Annotated in this window: 11 protein-coding genes; all 11 read left to right on the top strand. The window is 54.1% G+C overall.

Going from position 1 to position 17,980, the window contains the following annotated elements:
* Window positions 1-62 precede the first annotated feature (62 nt).
* The 11 genes from M6D81_RS16610 to pheS all read left to right on the top strand — a co-directional run bounded on the left by M6D81_RS16610 (window position 63) and on the right by pheS (window position 17,977).
* Window positions 63-1,430, top strand: a complete 1,368-nt coding sequence (locus M6D81_RS16610) for a copper resistance D family protein (protein ID WP_262678036.1) — start codon at window positions 63-65, stop codon at window positions 1,428-1,430.
* A 23-nt stretch (window positions 1,431-1,453) separates the two neighbouring features.
* Window positions 1,454-2,311 (top strand): sensor histidine kinase, encoded by an 858-nt coding sequence (locus M6D81_RS16605; RefSeq protein WP_262678035.1) that lies wholly within the window; start codon window positions 1,454-1,456, stop codon window positions 2,309-2,311.
* Entirely contained in the window at window positions 2,308-2,997 is a 690-nt protein-coding gene (locus M6D81_RS16600) for a response regulator (protein WP_262678034.1), read from the top strand. Before M6D81_RS16605 ends, M6D81_RS16600 begins: the two co-directional genes overlap by 4 nt.
* 703 nt (window positions 2,998-3,700) lie before the next feature.
* Window positions 3,701-6,022 carry a helix-turn-helix domain-containing protein gene (locus M6D81_RS16595; RefSeq protein WP_262678033.1) on the top strand — a complete coding sequence of 774 codons (2,322 nt, stop codon included), beginning with the start codon at window positions 3,701-3,703 and terminating at the stop codon, window positions 6,020-6,022.
* 304 nt (window positions 6,023-6,326) lie between these two features.
* Entirely contained in the window at window positions 6,327-7,982 is a 1,656-nt protein-coding gene (locus M6D81_RS16590) for an extracellular solute-binding protein (protein WP_262678032.1), read from the top strand.
* A gap of 14 nt (window positions 7,983-7,996) precedes the next feature.
* Window positions 7,997-8,890: an ABC transporter permease gene (locus tag M6D81_RS16585; protein WP_262678031.1), complete on the top strand. Its 894-nt coding sequence runs from the start codon at window positions 7,997-7,999 to the stop codon at window positions 8,888-8,890.
* Between the two features lie 13 nt (window positions 8,891-8,903).
* Window positions 8,904-9,779 (top strand): carbohydrate ABC transporter permease, encoded by an 876-nt coding sequence (locus M6D81_RS16580; RefSeq protein ID WP_262678030.1) that lies wholly within the window; start codon window positions 8,904-8,906, stop codon window positions 9,777-9,779.
* Between the two features lie 37 nt (window positions 9,780-9,816).
* Complete coding sequence (locus M6D81_RS16575) at window positions 9,817-10,848, top strand: M14 family zinc carboxypeptidase (protein WP_262678029.1); 1,032 nt, start codon at window positions 9,817-9,819, stop codon at window positions 10,846-10,848.
* A gap of 308 nt (window positions 10,849-11,156) precedes the next feature.
* Window positions 11,157-15,860, top strand: a complete 4,704-nt coding sequence (locus M6D81_RS16570) for a heparinase II/III domain-containing protein (protein ID WP_262678028.1) — start codon at window positions 11,157-11,159, stop codon at window positions 15,858-15,860.
* A 75-nt stretch (window positions 15,861-15,935) separates the two neighbouring features.
* Window positions 15,936-16,196 (top strand): acetylxylan esterase, encoded by a 261-nt coding sequence (locus tag M6D81_RS31840; protein WP_410795749.1) that lies wholly within the window; start codon window positions 15,936-15,938, stop codon window positions 16,194-16,196.
* Window positions 16,197-16,942: 746 nt separating this feature from the next.
* Entirely contained in the window at window positions 16,943-17,977 is a 1,035-nt protein-coding gene (gene pheS, locus M6D81_RS16565; RefSeq protein WP_262678075.1) for a phenylalanine--tRNA ligase subunit alpha, read from the top strand.
* Window positions 17,978-17,980 lie beyond the last annotated feature (3 nt).

Raw genomic sequence — 17,980 nt, 5'->3', positions numbered from 1 at the left:
GGGACAAAGACGATTCGTGAGCTGAAGTGTAAGGATTGCAATGAAATAGAGGAAGTGTCGGCATGGCAAGCAAGGCTGCAGATTTTGTTCGGGGGAGATTGTTCTTCCTTTCCATAACGTCAATTGCCGTAATTGCGCTGGCTTCAGGTTTAGTAGGGACGCCGACGGGATATGCCGCCAGCGATGCCTTATGGCTGGCCCATGATCATAGCGGTATGCATAGAGACGGCAATGCTGGCATGACCGTTCAGCAATTCATGCTCGGCATTACGCGCATCCTGTATGTTGCCGCACTGCTGCTTGCCGCGGGCATCATGTTGCTGAGACCGATCACGCCGGATCTGCAGCAGACGCATCCCCTTCGGTCGACCGCATACTGGCAATTGACGGCCATGCGGATATTGCTGCTGGCTGTACTGGCTTATACGGGCATACATGCCGCTTACGTTATTCATGAGGGCGGTGTCGTCTGGACAGACGTTATCTTCGGAACGATGCAAGGACGCGCTTGGGCAAGCATTGTTGTACTGTCATTCATTGGATTTCCAATACTGCGCTTGTCGACAAGCTTCGGTATCCTTTGGGCATTATCGCTGCTGTTGGCAGAGAGCTGGGGCGGCCATGCAGCCGGTTCGTCTTCTCCCGTGGCAGGGGCAGCCTTGAATGCGATTCATCTTGCAAGTGCTTCGCTCTGGAGCGGTGGAGCAGCGATTCTGCTGCTTCTCTGGTATGGGGAGCGCAAGGAAAGCGGACGATTTCTGGAGCGGTTCATGCAGCTGCTCTGGTGGAGCGTTAGCGGGCTTGCTGTCAGCGGCGCCATCCTTGCGATTCTCATTGTGCCGGATCGCATCTATTTCCTCCATACGCCCTGGAGCATCTGGCTGCTTCTGAAGCTGGCGATTGTGCTTGCCGCTATGATGACAGCCACCATGCTGCGCCGTTATGCCGCTGCTCGACAATTGCCATCAGGAGCTCTGCTGAAGTGGCAGGGGACGCTTATTGGAGCGGTGCTTGCGGTGACGGCTATCCTGTCGCTGCTGTCTCCGTCGCCACCGGTTGAGCCGTTCCGTCATCATGAGATGGGAACAGAGCTTCATTATACATTGGAAGTCACGCTTAATGGGCCGGGGCCTAATGACATTATGCTCGCCGTCTGGTTGCCGGAGGAGACTGGCGATCCATGGGAGGTCGCTCTGGAATTGTACCGCAAGGAACAGCCCTCCTCCGGATTTACCGTACAACTGAGTCCAAGGGAGAGGACGTCGGGCTATTCCTTCCCGGGCTTCGGCGAGACGCAATTCGTGTCATCAGGCGTTCGGCTGCCCGGAAGCGGCACCTGGACCGCCAAGCTTTCAGTAATCGACGGCGTGGGCGGCAAGCATATCCGTGAGATTGAATTGAGCGGCGGCAGCAAGGGACGGTCCAGATAACGCTGCGGGAGGTATTCGAATCTATGTCGTACAAATGGCTGAAATGGCTAATCCTTTGGATTCCCACGATCGTTATCGGAATATGGGAATATGTCCGCCATGCGTTTCTTCTTCCGTACATTTCAATGGATCTCGGCAATCTGCTCGCTCCGGTGTTCGTGTTCGCCGTAACGCTAACGCTGCTGCGATCGCTGTTCAAGAAGCTGGAAGGCATGCAGAACGCTTTGAAGCAGCAGGAAGTGATGAAGGCGGCCTTCGAGGAGCGCGAGCAGCTGGCAAGAGAGCTGCATGACGGGATATCGCAGTCGTTGTTCATGCTGTCCGTCAAGCTGAACAAGCTGGACAGAGCGGCCACTCCTGACGATGCCGCCCGTACGATGGAGGAGATCCGGAATACGGTAAGGCATGTGCACGAAGATGTAAGGCAGTCCATCGGCAATCTCCAGACTCCTCCGGCAGCGCCTGATACGAATTGGCTGCAAAGCCTGCATGGCGTAATCGGGGAGATGGGGCTGGCCAGCGGCATTCGGACGGAAGTGGATTGGAAGTTGCAGGACGGCATGCTGACAGCCAAGGAGAAGGTGGAGCTGCTGGCTATTATTCGAGAATCGCTCATGAATATCCGCAAGCATGCGGAAGCGGAAGCTGTGGCGATAAAGGCCGAAGCAGTGAGCGATCCCGTGGAAGGAAGGCCGCATTTTCATTGCTGGATAGAAGACAACGGAGTCGGGATTGATGAACAGAAGCTGGAGAAGAAGGGGACGTACGGTGTGAAAATGATGCTGGAACGCGCGCACTCTATGGGATGGACGCTGGATATTGCGTCAAAGGAAAGCGGCGGGGCGATTGTGAGCATACAAGGAGGAGGCGAGAATTCATGACAGCTACGATAAAACCGGTGCGCGTACTGATCGTGGACGATCATCCGCATGGCAGGGAGGGTATCCGGGATATCTTATCCGGCGATTCCTTCTTTCAGATCGCGGGGGAGGCTGCCAGCGGGGAGGAGGCTATCGCCGTTATGGCGGAGCTTCAGCCCGATCTTGTCCTAATGGACATCAATATGCCGGGACTGGACGGTCTCGAGACGACGTACCGACTGAAGCTGCTCTATCCGTCGCTGAAGATAATCATGGTTACCGTATCCGACGATATTACCCATCTGTTCGAGGCGATCAAGCGCGGGGCTCAGGGCTATCTGCTGAAAAACTTGGACCCGTCCGCCTGGCTGCAATATTTGCGGGCCGTAGCGGTAGATGAGGCGCCGATGTCCAAAGAGCTGGCGTTCCGGCTGCTGCAGGAATTTGCGCATGGCGGCTCGAGTGCCGGGGGCGATGGCAGGCGCATCGCAGCGTCGGATCAGCCGATGACGACGCCGCTTACGGAACGGGAGGAAGAGGTGCTGAGGCGTGTTGCGACCGGAGCGTCGAACCGGGAAATCGCACAGTCACTCCAGTTGTCGGAGCATACGGTGAAAAATCATTTGCGGCATATTTTGCAAAAGCTTCATCTCGACAACCGGGTGCAGCTAACACGCTATGCGCTGGAACGAGGCATGGTGGAGTGAGCAGCAGATTCGACAGAGTAAGGTGAGGTAAGGCGGGCAATATGTAGCAGGCGCGATAGTGTGACAGGTGATGTAAGGCGAGCGCAGTGTGGCAGGCGCGATAGTGTGACAGGTGATGTAAGGCGAGCACTGTGTGGCAGGTGCGATAGGTGTGACAGGTGAGGTAAGGCGGGCAATATGTAGCAGGCGCGATAGTTGTGGCAGGTGAGGTAAGGCGGGTTGTGGCAGGTGAGACGGTGTGCGACAAGTACCTTAGATGTGATAGGAGAACCAATCCGCGACATGTGCATTAGGTTAAACCGATAGCAGCAAGCGGCGCGTTATTTTGTACGAATTTTCGTACAACATACGCGATTTACTTCAAGAATTTGTGTTATTTGTACGATTTATCGTACAAATGCAGGCGATTTACTCGCGAGGATTGCCATTTTGTACGATTTTTCGTTCAAAAGTGTGGATGCGGTCGATTGATTAGGTTGGTTTGTATGAAATTTCGTACAAATTATGTATGTTTAGCTCAATCAGCCTTCCGTGAAATCGCAAAAGTTGCAACTGCGCGTCGGAGCAAGCAGAAGCGGGGGCCGGCAGGCCCACATAGACATGCCGGAGCAGTCAAGGCAAGCTGGTTCGGCATAATGGCGCGCAGCCCGCGACACGAACTGGAAGCGCTTAATTGTTGAGGGGCAAGGAGGTCATTCGGAGCATGAGGCTGTTAAAAAGCAATAAGCTGTTTCTGAAGCTTTATCTATCATACGCCATCATGTTTATTGTGCCGCTGGCGGTTGTGGGCGTGCTGGTGTATGGGAAGATGCTGGCGACGCTGGAGCAGGAAACCCGGGATTACAGCATGGCCACGCTGCAAGGGGCGAGTGAAGTGATGGATATGCGAATTCGCGAGCTGGACGATCAAGCCTATCAGCTGTCGCAGAACCGCAATATTGCAAACTTCATGAATAATGAGATGAACGAAGGGCCGCTGAAGATATGGAAAATGAAAGAAATCGTCCAAGACTTGAGCATCTACCAACTGCCGAACAACTTGCTGGATACTAGCGGCGTCTTCTTCTTCAAAAATAATATCGTGCTGACGCAAAACTCCAGCTACGAGACGGATTACTTCTATCGCTACATATCGCGCTACAAGGACATTCCTTACGAAGAGTGGCTGGAGCAGCTGAAGGGCTTGAAGGGAAGGGAGTTATGGCCATCCGCGGTGATGAACAATGAGGGTTCCGTTCCGCGTAGCTACATCACCTACTTGAGGTCGCTGCCGATTGAGCGAAGCGAGCATCTGGCTGTATTCTTTGCTCTTATCGATGAGGAGATGATCTGGTCGCTGCTGGGCAGGAGCGAGCTGGCCCGGAACAGCTATCTGGGCATCGTCGACAGCAAGGGGAGGATGATCACTGCTCCGAAACAGGAGCAATCGGCGCCGCAAATCCGATACGAAGATGTGCTGAAGGTGGAGGATGGCTACTATTCGTTCCAGGAAGGCAAGGATCGTTACACGGTCATGCATGCATCGTCCGATGTGGTGGACTGGACTTACTTTTTCATCACGCCTGAGAAGGTGCTGCTTAATAAAATGGCATCCGTGCGGGCGATATTCGTAGCGGTCATGCTCATCTGCCTATTGGCGGGCATCGCATTATCCTACTTCCTGTCCAAGCGGAGCTATACGCCGTTGCAGAATATTGTAAGGTTTATCCGCCGCAATCGGGCCGATGCCAAGGACGGGGACGTAGAATACGAGACCATATTCAACACGATTAGGGACGCCTTCACCGAGAATAAAGAGCTGGAGCAGAAGTTCAACTCCCAGCTGCCCAATCTGAAGACGCACTTCTTGCAGCGGCTGTTGAAGCAGCAGTATGCGGGAGGAACGCAATCCGAACGGGAGCTCGCCGATCTGTACGGGCTTCGCTTCCCGTTCCGCTCCTACCATGTGGCTGCCCTCAATATGGATGACTTCGGCAAGTTCGGCAGCCATACCAGAGACAAGGCATTCGCCCGCTTCGCCGTGTCCAACATTGCGGAAGAGCTGCTGAGTTCGCTCGGCAGTGCATATGCCGTCGAGCTGGAGGAAGGGATGCTGGCGCTTATCGTGAACACGGAGCATTCCGACAGCGATGAGGAGCACTCCCAAGCGGAGCATCTATGGAAGGAGCTGCAAAGCTATTGCCGGGAGCAACTCGGTATGACGATCAGTATCGGCATAGGCCGGGGCTGCGGCGAGCTGATCGACATCGGAGGCTCCTTCAATGAAGCGATAAGCGCCTTGCATTACGGACTTATTCGCGAATCAGGCGGCATTACGCAGTATTCGCACATTGGCGAGCACGTCAATACGATCTACTATCCTATGGACAAGGAGCGCCAGCTGATGAATTGCGTGAAGGCCGGCGATGAGGGGAACGCCTTGCGGCTGCTGGATGAAATATACCGCCTTAACATCGTGGAGCGCCAGCTGCCCGTCGCCATGGTCAATTGCCTGGTTTACAGCTTGATGAGCACAACCTTCAACATACTCGACGAGCTGCATCTGGACTACACCGACTACTTCGATCAGGATATGAGCAAGTGGATGGACAAGGGGCAAGCGGAGGATACCCAGGCGCGCTTCAAGTATATTGCTACCACCTTGGAAGGGATATGCGGAACGGTAGTGGAACGGAAGGCGGACAGCGGCAAAACGCTGCATGAGGATGTACTCGACCATATTCATCGCCATTATGCGAACGAAGGGCTATCGCTATCGCTGGTAGCGGAGCAATTCCGCATCTCCCCGACCTACTTGAGCAGAATGTTCAAGGAAGGGACAGGCTATACGTTCGCGGATTACATTAATCGTTACCGGATCGCGCAAGGCAAGCAGCTGCTGAAGGAAGGGACGATGTCGATCAGCGAGGTGGCAGAGGCCAGCGGCTTCATGAGCGCCAATACGTTCATTCGCGTATTCAAGAAGTACGAGTCGGTTACTCCGGGGCAATACAAGGAGAGCCATGCGGGCGCGACCCAATCTTAAGACGGAATGGCGCGTGGTTATGCGGCGTGAGCAAGAATGGACGATCGCTGCAACGATGGAAGATTGCCAAAGAATAGGAATGGACGATCGCTGCAGCGATGGAAGATTGCTAACAATACGAATAGACAATGGCTGCAACAATCGACGAAACAATCGATGATAGCCAAGGTTAAGAATGGAATATAGCAGCAGGAATAGGAGATTTACGACAAGACGCTCCCGCTCGTAGGATAAAGGCAGACAAGAAATTGTCTACACATTATTCGACGCGGCTGGGAGCGTCTATGATTTGGAGGAGTCAGCGATGAGTACAAAAAGAAAGCTGGGCATGCTCGCTCTCGTTGCGATGTTGACGGCTGCGTTAACGGCAGGCTGCAGCGGCAATGAGACGAAAGAGAACGGAACAGGCAACACTGGTGGAAACGCAAAGGGGGAGAACGCAAGCGAAAGCGGCAGCAACTCGGGTGCAAAGAAAGAAGAGAAGCAACTGAAGGAACTGAAAATATTCGCAGAGTTAAGCGGCCATCTGTCTTCCACAGGGAAATCGAATAACGACAATCTCGTCTTCCAGGAGATGGAGAAGCGGACCGGCGTGAAGGTAGAGTGGATGCATCCGCCGACAGGTCAGGCCAACGAAAAGTTCAACTTGATGCTTTCCTCGGGCGAGCTGCCGGATGTGATGATGTACGGATTCAAAGGGCTGCCCGGCGGTGCAGCCAAGCTGGCCGATGACGGAGCCATTATTCCGCTTAACGACTTGATAGATAAGCATGCGCCGAACTTCAAGCGTTATCTGGATGAGAACCCGCAGCTGCTGAAGGAGATTGCATCCGAAGACGGGCAAATCTATAACATCTCCATGCTTCGCATGGATCCCGCTCTACGCATCTACGTTGGACCGCAGCTGCGCAAAGACTGGCTGGATGCGCTGGAGCTGCCAGTGCCTACGACGATCGATGAATTGTATGCAACGTTGAAAGCGTTTAAAGAGCAAGACCCGAACGGCAACGGCGAGCAGGATGAAATTCCGTATTCAGGTTCCAAGTTCAAAGATACGATATTCGCCGTGGGCAAGCTATTGTGGCCATTCGGTTCGCATTACGACTTCATGGTGAAGGAAGGTCAGGTCACATACGGTCCGCTGGAGCCGGAGTTCAAGGAAGGCATGGCGTTCATCAACAAGTTGTATAACGAAGGTTTGCTGGATCCCGACTATGTACTGCTTGACCGCAGCAAGCTGGACAATAAAGTGATGGCGGATAAGGTCGGCGCGATGTACCACTTCCAGATGCAGAAGTTCATGACCAATATGGCGGAGAAGGACCCTGAATTCAAACTGGTGGCGATGCCGCACTTGACCGGTCCGAGCGGACAGCAGCTCGTGTTCGAGAGTGCTTACACTGATATTTCCGTTCCGTCTTTCAGCATTGCAATCACAACGGCCAACAAGCATCCTGAGGAGACGATGGAATGGCTGGACTATGCGTTCAGCGAGGAAGGCAACATGCTGTTCAACTTCGGCGTGGAAGGACTTACGTACGAGATGAAGGACGGCAAGCCGGTCTATACCGACCTGATTACGAACAATTCAGATGGACTGTCCTTGACCCAGTCGTTGGGCAAGCATGTGATGGCGCTGACCGGCTGGCCGATGGCGCAAGACGTGGAATATTTCAATCAGATGATGCCGGACTTCTCCGTCGAGGCGATCAATGTATGGAAGGACGTATCTACCGCAAGCATTCTCCCGATTCTCTCCTATACGGCTGAAGAGGATAAGCAGCAAGCGAAGCTGCTCGCCGAGATTGCGACGTATGCGGATGAGATGTTCGACAAGTTCGTCATGGGCATCGAGCCGTTGGAGAAGTATGACGAGTTCGTGAGCCAATTGAAGAAGATGGGAATCGAAGAGGCGATTGCAATCAAGCAGGCTGCCTACGACCGCTACATGAATAAATAATCGAGGTGGACCGCATGCTTCGCACATTGAGCAGATACAAATACTTATATGCCATGCTGGTCCCCGTCGTGGCCTACTACGCTCTCTTCCATTACGCGCCTATGTACGGAGCGATTATCGCCTTTCAGGATTTTCGCCCGCTGAAGGGAATCGGGGGGAGCGAGTGGGTCGGGCTGGCTCATTTTATCGACTTTTTTACCGGGCCGTATGCTTGGCGTCTTATCCGCAATACATTCATGATCAATTTGTACGAATTGCTGTTCAGCTTCCCTGCCCCGATTATTCTGGCGTTGCTGCTGAATGAGATTAGGCAGAATCTGTTCAAGAGAAGCATTCAGACGATTACGTATATGCCGCATTTCATATCTATTGTCGTCATGGCGGGCATTGTCCTGGACTTTGCCTCCAGCGACGGCGTCATCAATCGAATTATCGAGATGCTGGGCGGAGAGAAGACGTCCTTCATGACGCGGCCGGAATGGTTCTATCCCGTCTATATTATCTCCGGCATCTGGCAGCATGTGGGATGGGGCAGCATCATCTATCTGGCAGCGCTGGCGGGCATCGATCCGACGCTGTATGAAGCGGGAGTCGTGGACGGGGCGGGGAGATGGAGGCAATTCCTGCATATTACCCTGCCTGGCATCGCGCCGACCATTATCATCATGTTCATCTTGCAGATCGGCAGCATGATGTCGATCGGATTCGAGAAGGTGCTGCTGCTGTACAACCCCTCCATCTATGAGACGGCGGATGTCATTGCCACTTATGTGTACCGGAAGGGGCTCTTGGAGCTGAATTACAGCTTCAGCGCCGCCGTAGGCATATTCAATTCCATCATCAACTTCGCGCTGCTCGTGTTCGCGAACCGGATGAGCCGCAAGTACAGCGAGACCAGCCTGTGGTAGAAGGAGGACTTCCATGAAATTATATCGTACGCCTGCCGGAATCGCCTTCGACATTGGCAACAGCCTTCTGATGGGATTGCTCATCGTCTTCACGCTGTATCCTTGTCTGTATGTGCTGTATGCTTCACTGAGCGATCCCACACTGCTGTACAACAACGGCAAATTGCTGCTGTTCCCCGTCGGATTCAACCTTGAGGGCTACAAGCTCGTGTTCAAAAATCCGATGATCTGGATCGGCTATAAAAACACGCTGATTTACGTCGTGCTGGGCACGGCGATCAATATGATGATGACGACGCTGGCTGCGTACGCGCTGTCCAGAAGCTATCTGCCCGGCAAGCGCACGCTGCTGCTGCTCATCATCTTCACCATGTACTTCTCGGGCGGCCTCATTCCGAACTTCCTGCTCGTGAAGAGCCTGCATCTGTACGACACGATATGGGCGCTGGTGCTGCCCGGCGCAATCAGTACATGGAATCTGATCATTATGCGCACCTATTTCGTAAGCATACCGGAGAGCATGGAGGAATCCGCCAAGGTGGACGGCGCCAACGATTTCATCATCTTGATCCGAATTATGATTCCGCTTGCGATACCGATCATGGCCGTTATGGTGCTGTTCTATTCCGTCGCGCATTGGAACTCCTTCATGGGGCCGCTTATCTACTTGAACGACCGCGAGAAATTCCCGATTCAGCTCATCCTTCGCGAAATCCTGATTGCAGGGAGCACGGACAGCATGACGGCGGGCGCACAGGAGCAGGCGATACTGGCGGAAAGCGTCAAGTATGCGACGATTATCGTCTCGACCTTGCCCATTATGCTTGTCTACCCATTCCTGCAGAAGTACTTCGTTAAGGGCATTATGATCGGCGCCATAAAAGGGTAGCGGAATATTGGACTACAGCATAGGAGGTAGAGAAAGCATGAAGGAGACATTAACCGTCCCATCGTATTGGAAGGGGACGCTGGAAGAGATAGCAGCCGAGCTTGGGCGACTATCGCGCGGCAGGAGCGGCCTATTGTGCCGCTCCGCCGGCGGACGCCCCGTTCATCTCGTGGAATACGGGGAGCGTCAGGAGCTGCATAGTCGCGCCAATTACAATTCGGCATGCGGCGCGGGCAATCCCGCCCATTACGCGAGGAGGGGAGAAGATCATAAGCCAGTGCTGCTGATCGTCGGCGGCATTCATGGCAGCGAGCTGGAAGGCATCGTCGGCGTGATGAATCTGCTGCAGGTGCTGGAGACGGGCAAGGACTGGCGCGGCAAGGAGTGGCAGGAACTTCACGAGCTTAGCAGTGGAGTCCGGCTGCTCGCCATCCCGTGCATGAATCCGGACGGACGCGCCCGCGTGCCGCAACGGACGGTGTGGGAGATGGACTACGAGACGGTCCGGCATTATACACAGGGCAGATGGAGAGACGGCTCCTTGTGCGAGTGGCCGGACTGCAAGGCCGTTCATCCTATTAAGGAAGAGACGCAATTCCTGGGTGCTTACTTCAACGATGACGGCGTCAATATGATGCACGACCAGTTCTTCAAGCCGATGGCGGAGGAGACGGCGAGCCTGCTTGCGCTGGCGGAGCGGGAAGCGGCGGACTTCTCCATGCTGCTTCATGGCGGCCTGAACTGTCCGCTTCACTTCGTCAAGACGGCGTATGTGCCGGATGCTGTGAAGGAACGCCACCAGCTCTTCAATAATGCGTTCATGGAACGCGCTATGGAGAAGGGATACGGCATCGCGCGGATCAATATGCTCGGTCCGGATGGAGCGGAGGGGCCGCCGCCGTCCTTCAACCTGACGTCGGCGCTTCACCACGTATGCGGCGGTCTCAGCATGCTGTACGAATCCAATCAGAACTTTGACGGAGAAGGGCTGCGCTTATCGCCTGATGAGATTGTGGACAGCCATCTGCTGCTGTTCCAGGAGATGATGCGGTTCGTGCTTGCAGAATAAGGATTATCGCGGGAGTAATCTCAGAACGATCCGACTCCGTGTCAGAGGACTTGCCCCTGACGCGGAGCAATCGTCCTGCAGCAGCAACGAAATGGAAGAATGATCAGTCACCGGGGATTTCCTCTTCTTAATACTTAATAAAGTGAAGGAGGCTTTGCGGATCGAAATTATGGAAGCGGATACAATTGACTCGACAACAAGGTCAGATGGAAGAGGCTGTCCTCGAAATTGCAGAAGGGCATCTGAGTATTTGCATCTTGTCAGACCATTATTATAGCCAATAAAGGCTGAAGGAGAGTAGAGAATTGATGAGAGCTATGCCAACTTGGCGGAACGCTGTATCCGCCCATAAAAGCTGGAAAAAAGCGATAGCTGTGTTAGTGGTGTTCAGTCTTGTATGCTCATCCCTTATCCTTGCTCCGCAAGCGAATGCCAGCGGAGACGCCGGTCAGGAATCTGTAGTAGATACGATGAGCGGAGTGATTAATCTATTGCAGAATCCCGGCTTCGAGCAGCCGCCGGCGGCTGACGGGAGCATCCCTTCATGGAAGTCATGGACGAGCGAAGGTGATGCGGTGACGGGCGTTGCGAGCGATGTGGCTAAGAATGGCCAGCAATCGGCGCATATTTCCGCCACCATTAAGGGAACTACCGTTCTCTCGCAAACTGTAGCGGTCGAATCGGAGACGAGCTATGCGCTCACCTACTGGGTAAAGACCAGTGACATCGATCCGGCGGGCAATGCGCATGTCCGGATACAATTCCTGGATGCGGCTAATGTGAAGACCGGCCCCAATTATATTGTCGGCAATGTGACGGGAAGTAACGATTGGAGCTATGACAGCAGCGTGTTCACAACGCCGGCGGGTACGGTGAAGATATGGGTGGATGCGGTCATGTTCCGTGCGCATGGACAAGCATGGTTCGACGATCTGATGGTGTACGATACGGAACAGGATGCTTCCATAGGCTTTCTTAGCTTCGACGCATCCCTGAAGAATACAGGATCTGTCGCTTTGCACTGGACTTCGCTGCTTCTCTCCAATGATCCTGTGACCTATACTGTGCATCGCAGCACAACTAGCGAGTTTCTTCCGAATGCCGGCAACAGAATTGCCGTTACTTCAGCCAATGCCTATATCGACAGGACAGTGGCATCCAATCAGCAATATTATTACAGAATCGTAATGGACAGAGGGGGAGGAGCAGCTCTGGTGGAGTCCGATGAGGCCAGCGCTGTGATCCCGCAGACATTGCCTGCCGTTCAGCCTGTACAGTCGCTGCAAGCGATACGTACGATCAACCGGGAAGTGCAGCTGGCCTGGACATTAACTGCCGATCAGAGAGCCGATGCGATCAAGCTGTATGCAAGCGGCGAACCGATTACGGAGCAGAACAAGGCGGAGGCGACACAGATTATGCCTCAGTCGCCTATTGACCCCGCGACGCTTCAATATGTCATTGACGGGCAGGTGGCGCAATATATAAAGCCTTACTATGCTGTGTCGCTTGTTGATGGAGACGGCAACGAGTCGGCAGTGGTCTCTGCGGCCGCTTACTCCATCTTGCCTGTCATCGATGAGCAAGCGCCGCTTCCGCAGCATCCTTATCTGTTCGCCACACAGAGCGACATCGACGCCGTTAAGCAGCAGATGACCCAGTATCCATGGCTGCAGATGACATACAACATGCTTATCGCCAATGCGGAAGACGCCATCGTCACTTACGGGAGCATGACGGAGCCGCTGCCTAAGAACAATAGCGGTCATCGAACTGCCGCGGATGCGGCGAGACTGCTCTCATTCGCCTATGTGCTGACCGATGACGAGCGGTATGCCGCGACCGCCAAGCACATCTTGCTGCTGTATGCAGATTATTACCGGAATCATGATTTTATTTTCAACCAGACCAAAGACGACGGTTATATGGTCGTTCCGCTCGCATGGGCATACGATTTCATCTATAACAGCGCCGGATTAAGTGCGGCTGAGAAGCAGCAGATCGAAGACGACTATTTCCGCGAAGCGGTAGCGCGTCTGAAGACAGTCTGGAGAGGCAGGATGAACGGTCAAGGCATGACGAATTGGGCTATTGCTACGGTTGGCTTCCTGCTGCGGGATCAGGCGATGCTGAACGAGGCCTTCGATCGCGACGGCTACGGTCTGAAGTACAATTGGCTGAATGGCATCAATGACGACAGCTACTGGTGGGAGCAGTCTATCGGCTATCATGAAGAGCGAACCGAAAATACGGTGTTGCTGGCCGAAGCAGCTCATAACAGCAATTATGATCTGTACGGTTACTTGTTAAGCGGTTCAAGAGATATCGAATACATCGGCAGGGATGCGCCGAGGCATATCGAAGGGCGGCCGGTCGAGGTCGAGGGCAAGAGCATCAAGGAGCTGCTGGACTTCCCGTTGTACTTCATGTTCCCGGACTTGTCTCGTCCCGTATTCGGGGACTCCGATCCCACCAGCTTATTGCCGAAGTATGCTTATGAGTTCGGTTACTCGCACTATGGCGACCCCAAGTACGGCTGGCTGCTATCGCAAGCCTTCGGTCCGACTCGCGCTGGCGGCGGAGTGCACGACTACTTCAGCATATTCGCAGCGCAGCCGGAGCTTCCGGCTGGGGCCACCTTCTCTATCGGCAACGGGCAGTTCAACAAGCAGGGCTATAACAAGCTGGGCAGCTCCGTCTTCCAAGACAGCGGATCGGCGATATTGCGTTCAGAGGGCGATTATCAGCACTCTACCAATCTGGCGATGCAATGGAACCGGTTCGGCACGATCGGACATTCCCATGGAGATAAGCTGGGCATCGTGCTCTTCGGACTAGGGAAGGAGATTCTGTCCGATCCCGGAAGATACACATACGGATCGATGGGGCAGAAGGAGTATGCCAAGCATACGATCGCCCATAATACTGTCGTCGTTGACGAGAAGTCGCAATATCCGTATACGGACAACGACGATGAATGGGTGGCGGATGCGCCGGACCGCACATCTCGAGGAGAAGCGAAGGCGATATCGATCGGTCCGGTACTTAAGCTGATTCAAGCGGGCAACAGCAATGTATATGCCGATCAAGGCGTAGAGCTGGAGCGGACAGTAGCGCAAATCGACGATTACATCATCGACGTATTCAAGGCAGAGAGTACGAGTAGCGGCGTCACACACCGGTACGATTATCCGCTGACGATCAACGGCCAGCTGGAGCAGAGCAGCGTCACTCTGCAAGCGCTTCCTCCTGAAGAGACGCTGGGCAGCACGATGGGCTACAAGCATATCAGGCAGTTGTCGAAGGGCATGGCGCAGGACGTATGGAGCACGCATTGGGACCTGGGCGACGATCGGAAGTTCAGGACGACGATGCTTGGAGCAGGAGAGACAGAGGTGATTAAGGGAGCGGGCTTGTCCAAAAACGGCCAGCATAATAATCAGCTGCTGATCGGCAGAAGGGATCTGCGGGAGGATACGTTGTTCTATAACGTGCTGGAGCCGTATCGCGCAGCAGATGCGCAGCGCACGATAACGCCTCTTGCTGTTCAGCAGACGGGGTCCACTCCTGGTGATGCTTATGCCGCAGAGATTGCTTCCGCATCCGGTACGGTGAAGGATATCTTGCTTGCGGGGATGACAGCCGGCATGAAGCAGGCAGGCGCGCTGACTTCGGATGGCGAGGTCGCCTTCCGGCGGGAGGTGTCCGGGCAGGATCAGGCGCTTGCGGTTGTGAACGGCTCGCATGCAGCGGGTACGGACTGGACGGTGTCATTGTCCGCAGCGGGAACCGTTCAGCTGACCCGCCTGTCGCAGAGCGCTATACGTGTGGATTACGACGGCGGGCAGACGGCACAGCTTTCGATTGGCGGACTGCCGGCATATGGCGTATACGAGCTGGCGCTGAAAGATGTGAACGAATGGACGCCTGTTGCGTCGAGTTATTCCAATGGCGCTCTGACGTTTACAGCTGAACCGGGCAAAATTTATCTGGCAGGGAATGAGGCGGACTTCGGCTCGCTCCCGCTTCCGCTCACTGTGCCGATGGGCTTTCCGCAGCAAGGTCCATCACCTTCGCCAGGCAAGCTCGCGATCATTGAATCTGCGCTTAGCGGTCAATTGGTAGAGGCGGAAGACTTCGTATACGAGGACGGCGGCAACGTAACGATCGCGTTCAAGGGCGGATCGCATACGACGAATCATCCGCAGGGCGATGCCTTCTATGGCTGGGACAGTAAGGGACATGTCCTGAAGTGGGAAGCGAACGTGACGCAGGGCGGGTATTACCGCATCATGCTTCGTTATGCTACTCGCGTCTACAATTCGGTCCGGGAGTTCCGGATCGATGATGGCGACGCGCATCTGTTCCACTTCCCGACTACGCCGGGGTGGAATGACCGGAGGAACGCTCTGCTTCAGACTGTACAAGGCGAAGACCTGCTCTTCTATCTGGAGCCGGGCACACATACCATTACAATGGAGAATACAAGTGGGGCGCTGAATCTGGACTACTTCGTATTGGAGATGGCCGAAGACACGACAGCGCCGCAGATAGAGATAGCCAAGCCTGTCAATGGCAGCTATCTGACATCGGACAACCTGCTGCCGACGTTCCAGATTACGGACGACAGTTCAGGTGTCGATGAGAGTAATACACCGGTAACGCTGGATGGGACGGTGATCGACCCAAGTGCCGACATTCCGCTATACACGTTGCCGTTGGGCGCCCATGCATTCACCGTGACGGCGAGTGACCACGCAGGCAATACGGCGAGTCAGTCCGTTACATTTCATACGGAGTCGAGTGTGGAGAGCTTGCAGACGCTGTCGCTCCGGTTCGCCGGGGAGGGATGGATTACTTCGATGGGGCTGCTGAACTCGCTGCTAAGCAAGCTGCGCTCCGGCAATCTGGAAGCTTTCATCCATGCAGTAGAGGCGCAGAGAGGGAAGCATATTGCCGCTGAGGCTGCCGCATATTTGCTGCGCGATGCGCAATCGTTGCTCGTTCTTTAAGTTGTGAGGGGGGCAGTATGCCCCCCCCCCGATTCAAGTCTTCATTTGCTGTGAGTTCACCTTGATTCGCAATGTTTGCGGTTTTGCACTGATGAAGAATATGAATTTTTTATTAAGGGGATATCCGTGTTCACCGTCGATGTCAGGGGACGCGGAATGACTGGGAATACGCTTGGCAGCTCGCATGGCATGACCAAAGGATGGGTCACGGAAGGTCTATTGGATTTGGAGCTACGTTACTATAAGGCAGTGGCAATAGACACGCTTAGAGCGTTGAAATGGGCTTTCGAGCAGCCGAGGAACAATACTTACTATCCCCAAAGTAAATGTGGATGACGGTTTATAGGTATCTCTTTCATCGGAGCAGCTCATTAACATGAGGAAAAAGGACAATGAAATCATCATTATAATGACTTTCATATCAACCCTCCCGGTAGATGAACAAAAACCAGATGGAGTGGACATGTCCGCTCTACTGGTTTTTGTAACCACAATAGAATTTTTAAATTTCCGGCTTAGAGGAAAAAAATTTATTTGGCGATAAAAGCTACCTTTGAACGCGGTCGCTCATCTTCGAAAGGCCTCGATAGAGGTTTTCTCACAATAATTGTTGAAACCTTTATGCTTCACGCACCAATTTCCTGAAATATCCAAATTAGCATAACACAATTGTTGAAATCAGCAAGTTCTTTTACTCATTCGTAAAACGAATGTTGCAACCCGCCAACCGATTGCATATAATATAGATTAATGTTTCCAAATGATGTTGATGGGCTATGATGGAGAAGAGTAAGCAGTGCGGACGCACAGGGAGAGAACGCCGTAGATTGAGAGCGTGCTCGCGAGGATCGGCTGCCGAAGTTCGCTCCGGAGCTTGTGCCTGAAGGGCATGAACCGCCTATTCGCGGATTATGCTTGGTAGGGCGGCACGGCTTCCCGCCGTTATCGGGGTTGAGGGATTGCCGGCAGCATGTCGAGGCAATCTGAATCAGGGTGGTACCACGGTTCTTCCGTCCCTTCGGGGAGGAAGGGCCTTTTTTTATTGGCTGAAGCTTGGGAATCGACTAATGGAGGCGATGATGATGAAGGAAAGACTGGAAGCGCTCCGTACGGAGGCGCTGCAGGAGCTGCAAGGCGTGGAATCGCAAGCGGCGCTGAATGATCTGCGGGTGAAGTATCTGGGCAAGAAAGGCGCATTGACGGAAATATTGCGCGGCATGGGCGGCCTTAGCGCAGAGGAGCGTCCCGTTATCGGGGGCGTAGCCAATGAGGTGCGCGGCGCGATTGAAGCGGTTATCGAAGAGAAGACCCAAGCATTCATCAAGCAAGAGACGGAGCAGCGGCTGCGCGCAGAGACAATCGATGTGACGCTGCCGGGCAAGGGGCTGCCGCAAGGCGCGGTGCATCCGCTCAATAAGGTAGCGCAGGAGATCGAGGATATCTTCATCGGGATGGGGTATTCCATTGCGGAAGGTCCCGAGGTGGAGACGGATTACTACAATTTCGAGGCGCTGAACCTGCCGCATAACCATCCGGCGCGGGATATGCAGGATTCCTTCTACGTTACGGAAGATATTCTGATGCGGACACAGACCTCTCCTGTTCAGATCAGATCGATGGAAGCGGCGAAAGGAGCGACCCCGATCCGCATTATCTGCCCAGGCAAGGTATACCGCAGGGACGACGACGATGCGACGCATTCCTTCCAGTTCAACCAGGTGGAAGGGCTTGTCATAGGCCGCAATATTCGCATGAGCGATCTGAAGGGCACACTGCTGCAGTTCGCTCGGGAAATGTTCGGAGCAGGCACGCAAATCCGGCTTCGTCCAAGCTTCTTCCCGTTCACGGAGCCAAGCGCAGAAGTGGATGTAAGCTGCGCCCAGTGCGGCGGACACGGCTGTCGGATGTGCAAGGGCACAGGCTGGATCGAAATACTCGGCTGCGGCATGGTTCATCCTCGCGTGCTGGAGATGGGCGGCTACGATCCGGAGGAAGTGACGGGCTTCGCCTTCGGCATGGGCATCGAGCGGATTGCGCTGTTGAAGTACGGCATCGATGATATCCGCCATTTCTACAGCAACGATCTGAGATTCCTGAGCCAGTTCGCACGCAAGTAACGA

The sequence above is a fragment of the Paenibacillus sp. J5C2022 genome (assembly GCF_025567625.1).
Classification (GTDB): Bacteria; Bacillota; Bacilli; order Paenibacillales; family Paenibacillaceae; genus Pristimantibacillus.
This window is presented reverse-complemented; position numbering and strand designations above follow the sequence as displayed.

Bases quoted from the DNA above. Each gene is read 5' to 3' on its own strand.
- M6D81_RS16610 (WP_262678036.1), top strand. From the start codon at position 63: ATGGCAAGCAAGGCTGCAGATTTTGTTCGGGGGAGATTGTTCTTCCTT.
- M6D81_RS16605 (WP_262678035.1), top strand. From the start codon at position 1,454: ATGTCGTACAAATGGCTGAAATGGCTAATCCTTTGGATTCCCACGATC.
- M6D81_RS16600 (WP_262678034.1), top strand. From the start codon at position 2,308: ATGACAGCTACGATAAAACCGGTGCGCGTACTGATCGTGGACGATCAT.
- M6D81_RS16595 (WP_262678033.1), top strand. From the start codon at position 3,701: ATGAGGCTGTTAAAAAGCAATAAGCTGTTTCTGAAGCTTTATCTATCA.
- M6D81_RS16590 (WP_262678032.1), top strand. From the start codon at position 6,327: ATGAGTACAAAAAGAAAGCTGGGCATGCTCGCTCTCGTTGCGATGTTG.
- M6D81_RS16585 (WP_262678031.1), top strand. From the start codon at position 7,997: ATGCTTCGCACATTGAGCAGATACAAATACTTATATGCCATGCTGGTC.
- M6D81_RS16580 (WP_262678030.1), top strand. From the start codon at position 8,904: ATGAAATTATATCGTACGCCTGCCGGAATCGCCTTCGACATTGGCAAC.
- M6D81_RS16575 (WP_262678029.1), top strand. From the start codon at position 9,817: ATGAAGGAGACATTAACCGTCCCATCGTATTGGAAGGGGACGCTGGAA.
- M6D81_RS16570 (WP_262678028.1), top strand. From the start codon at position 11,157: ATGAGAGCTATGCCAACTTGGCGGAACGCTGTATCCGCCCATAAAAGC.
- pheS (WP_262678075.1), top strand. From the start codon at position 16,943: ATGAAGGAAAGACTGGAAGCGCTCCGTACGGAGGCGCTGCAGGAGCTG.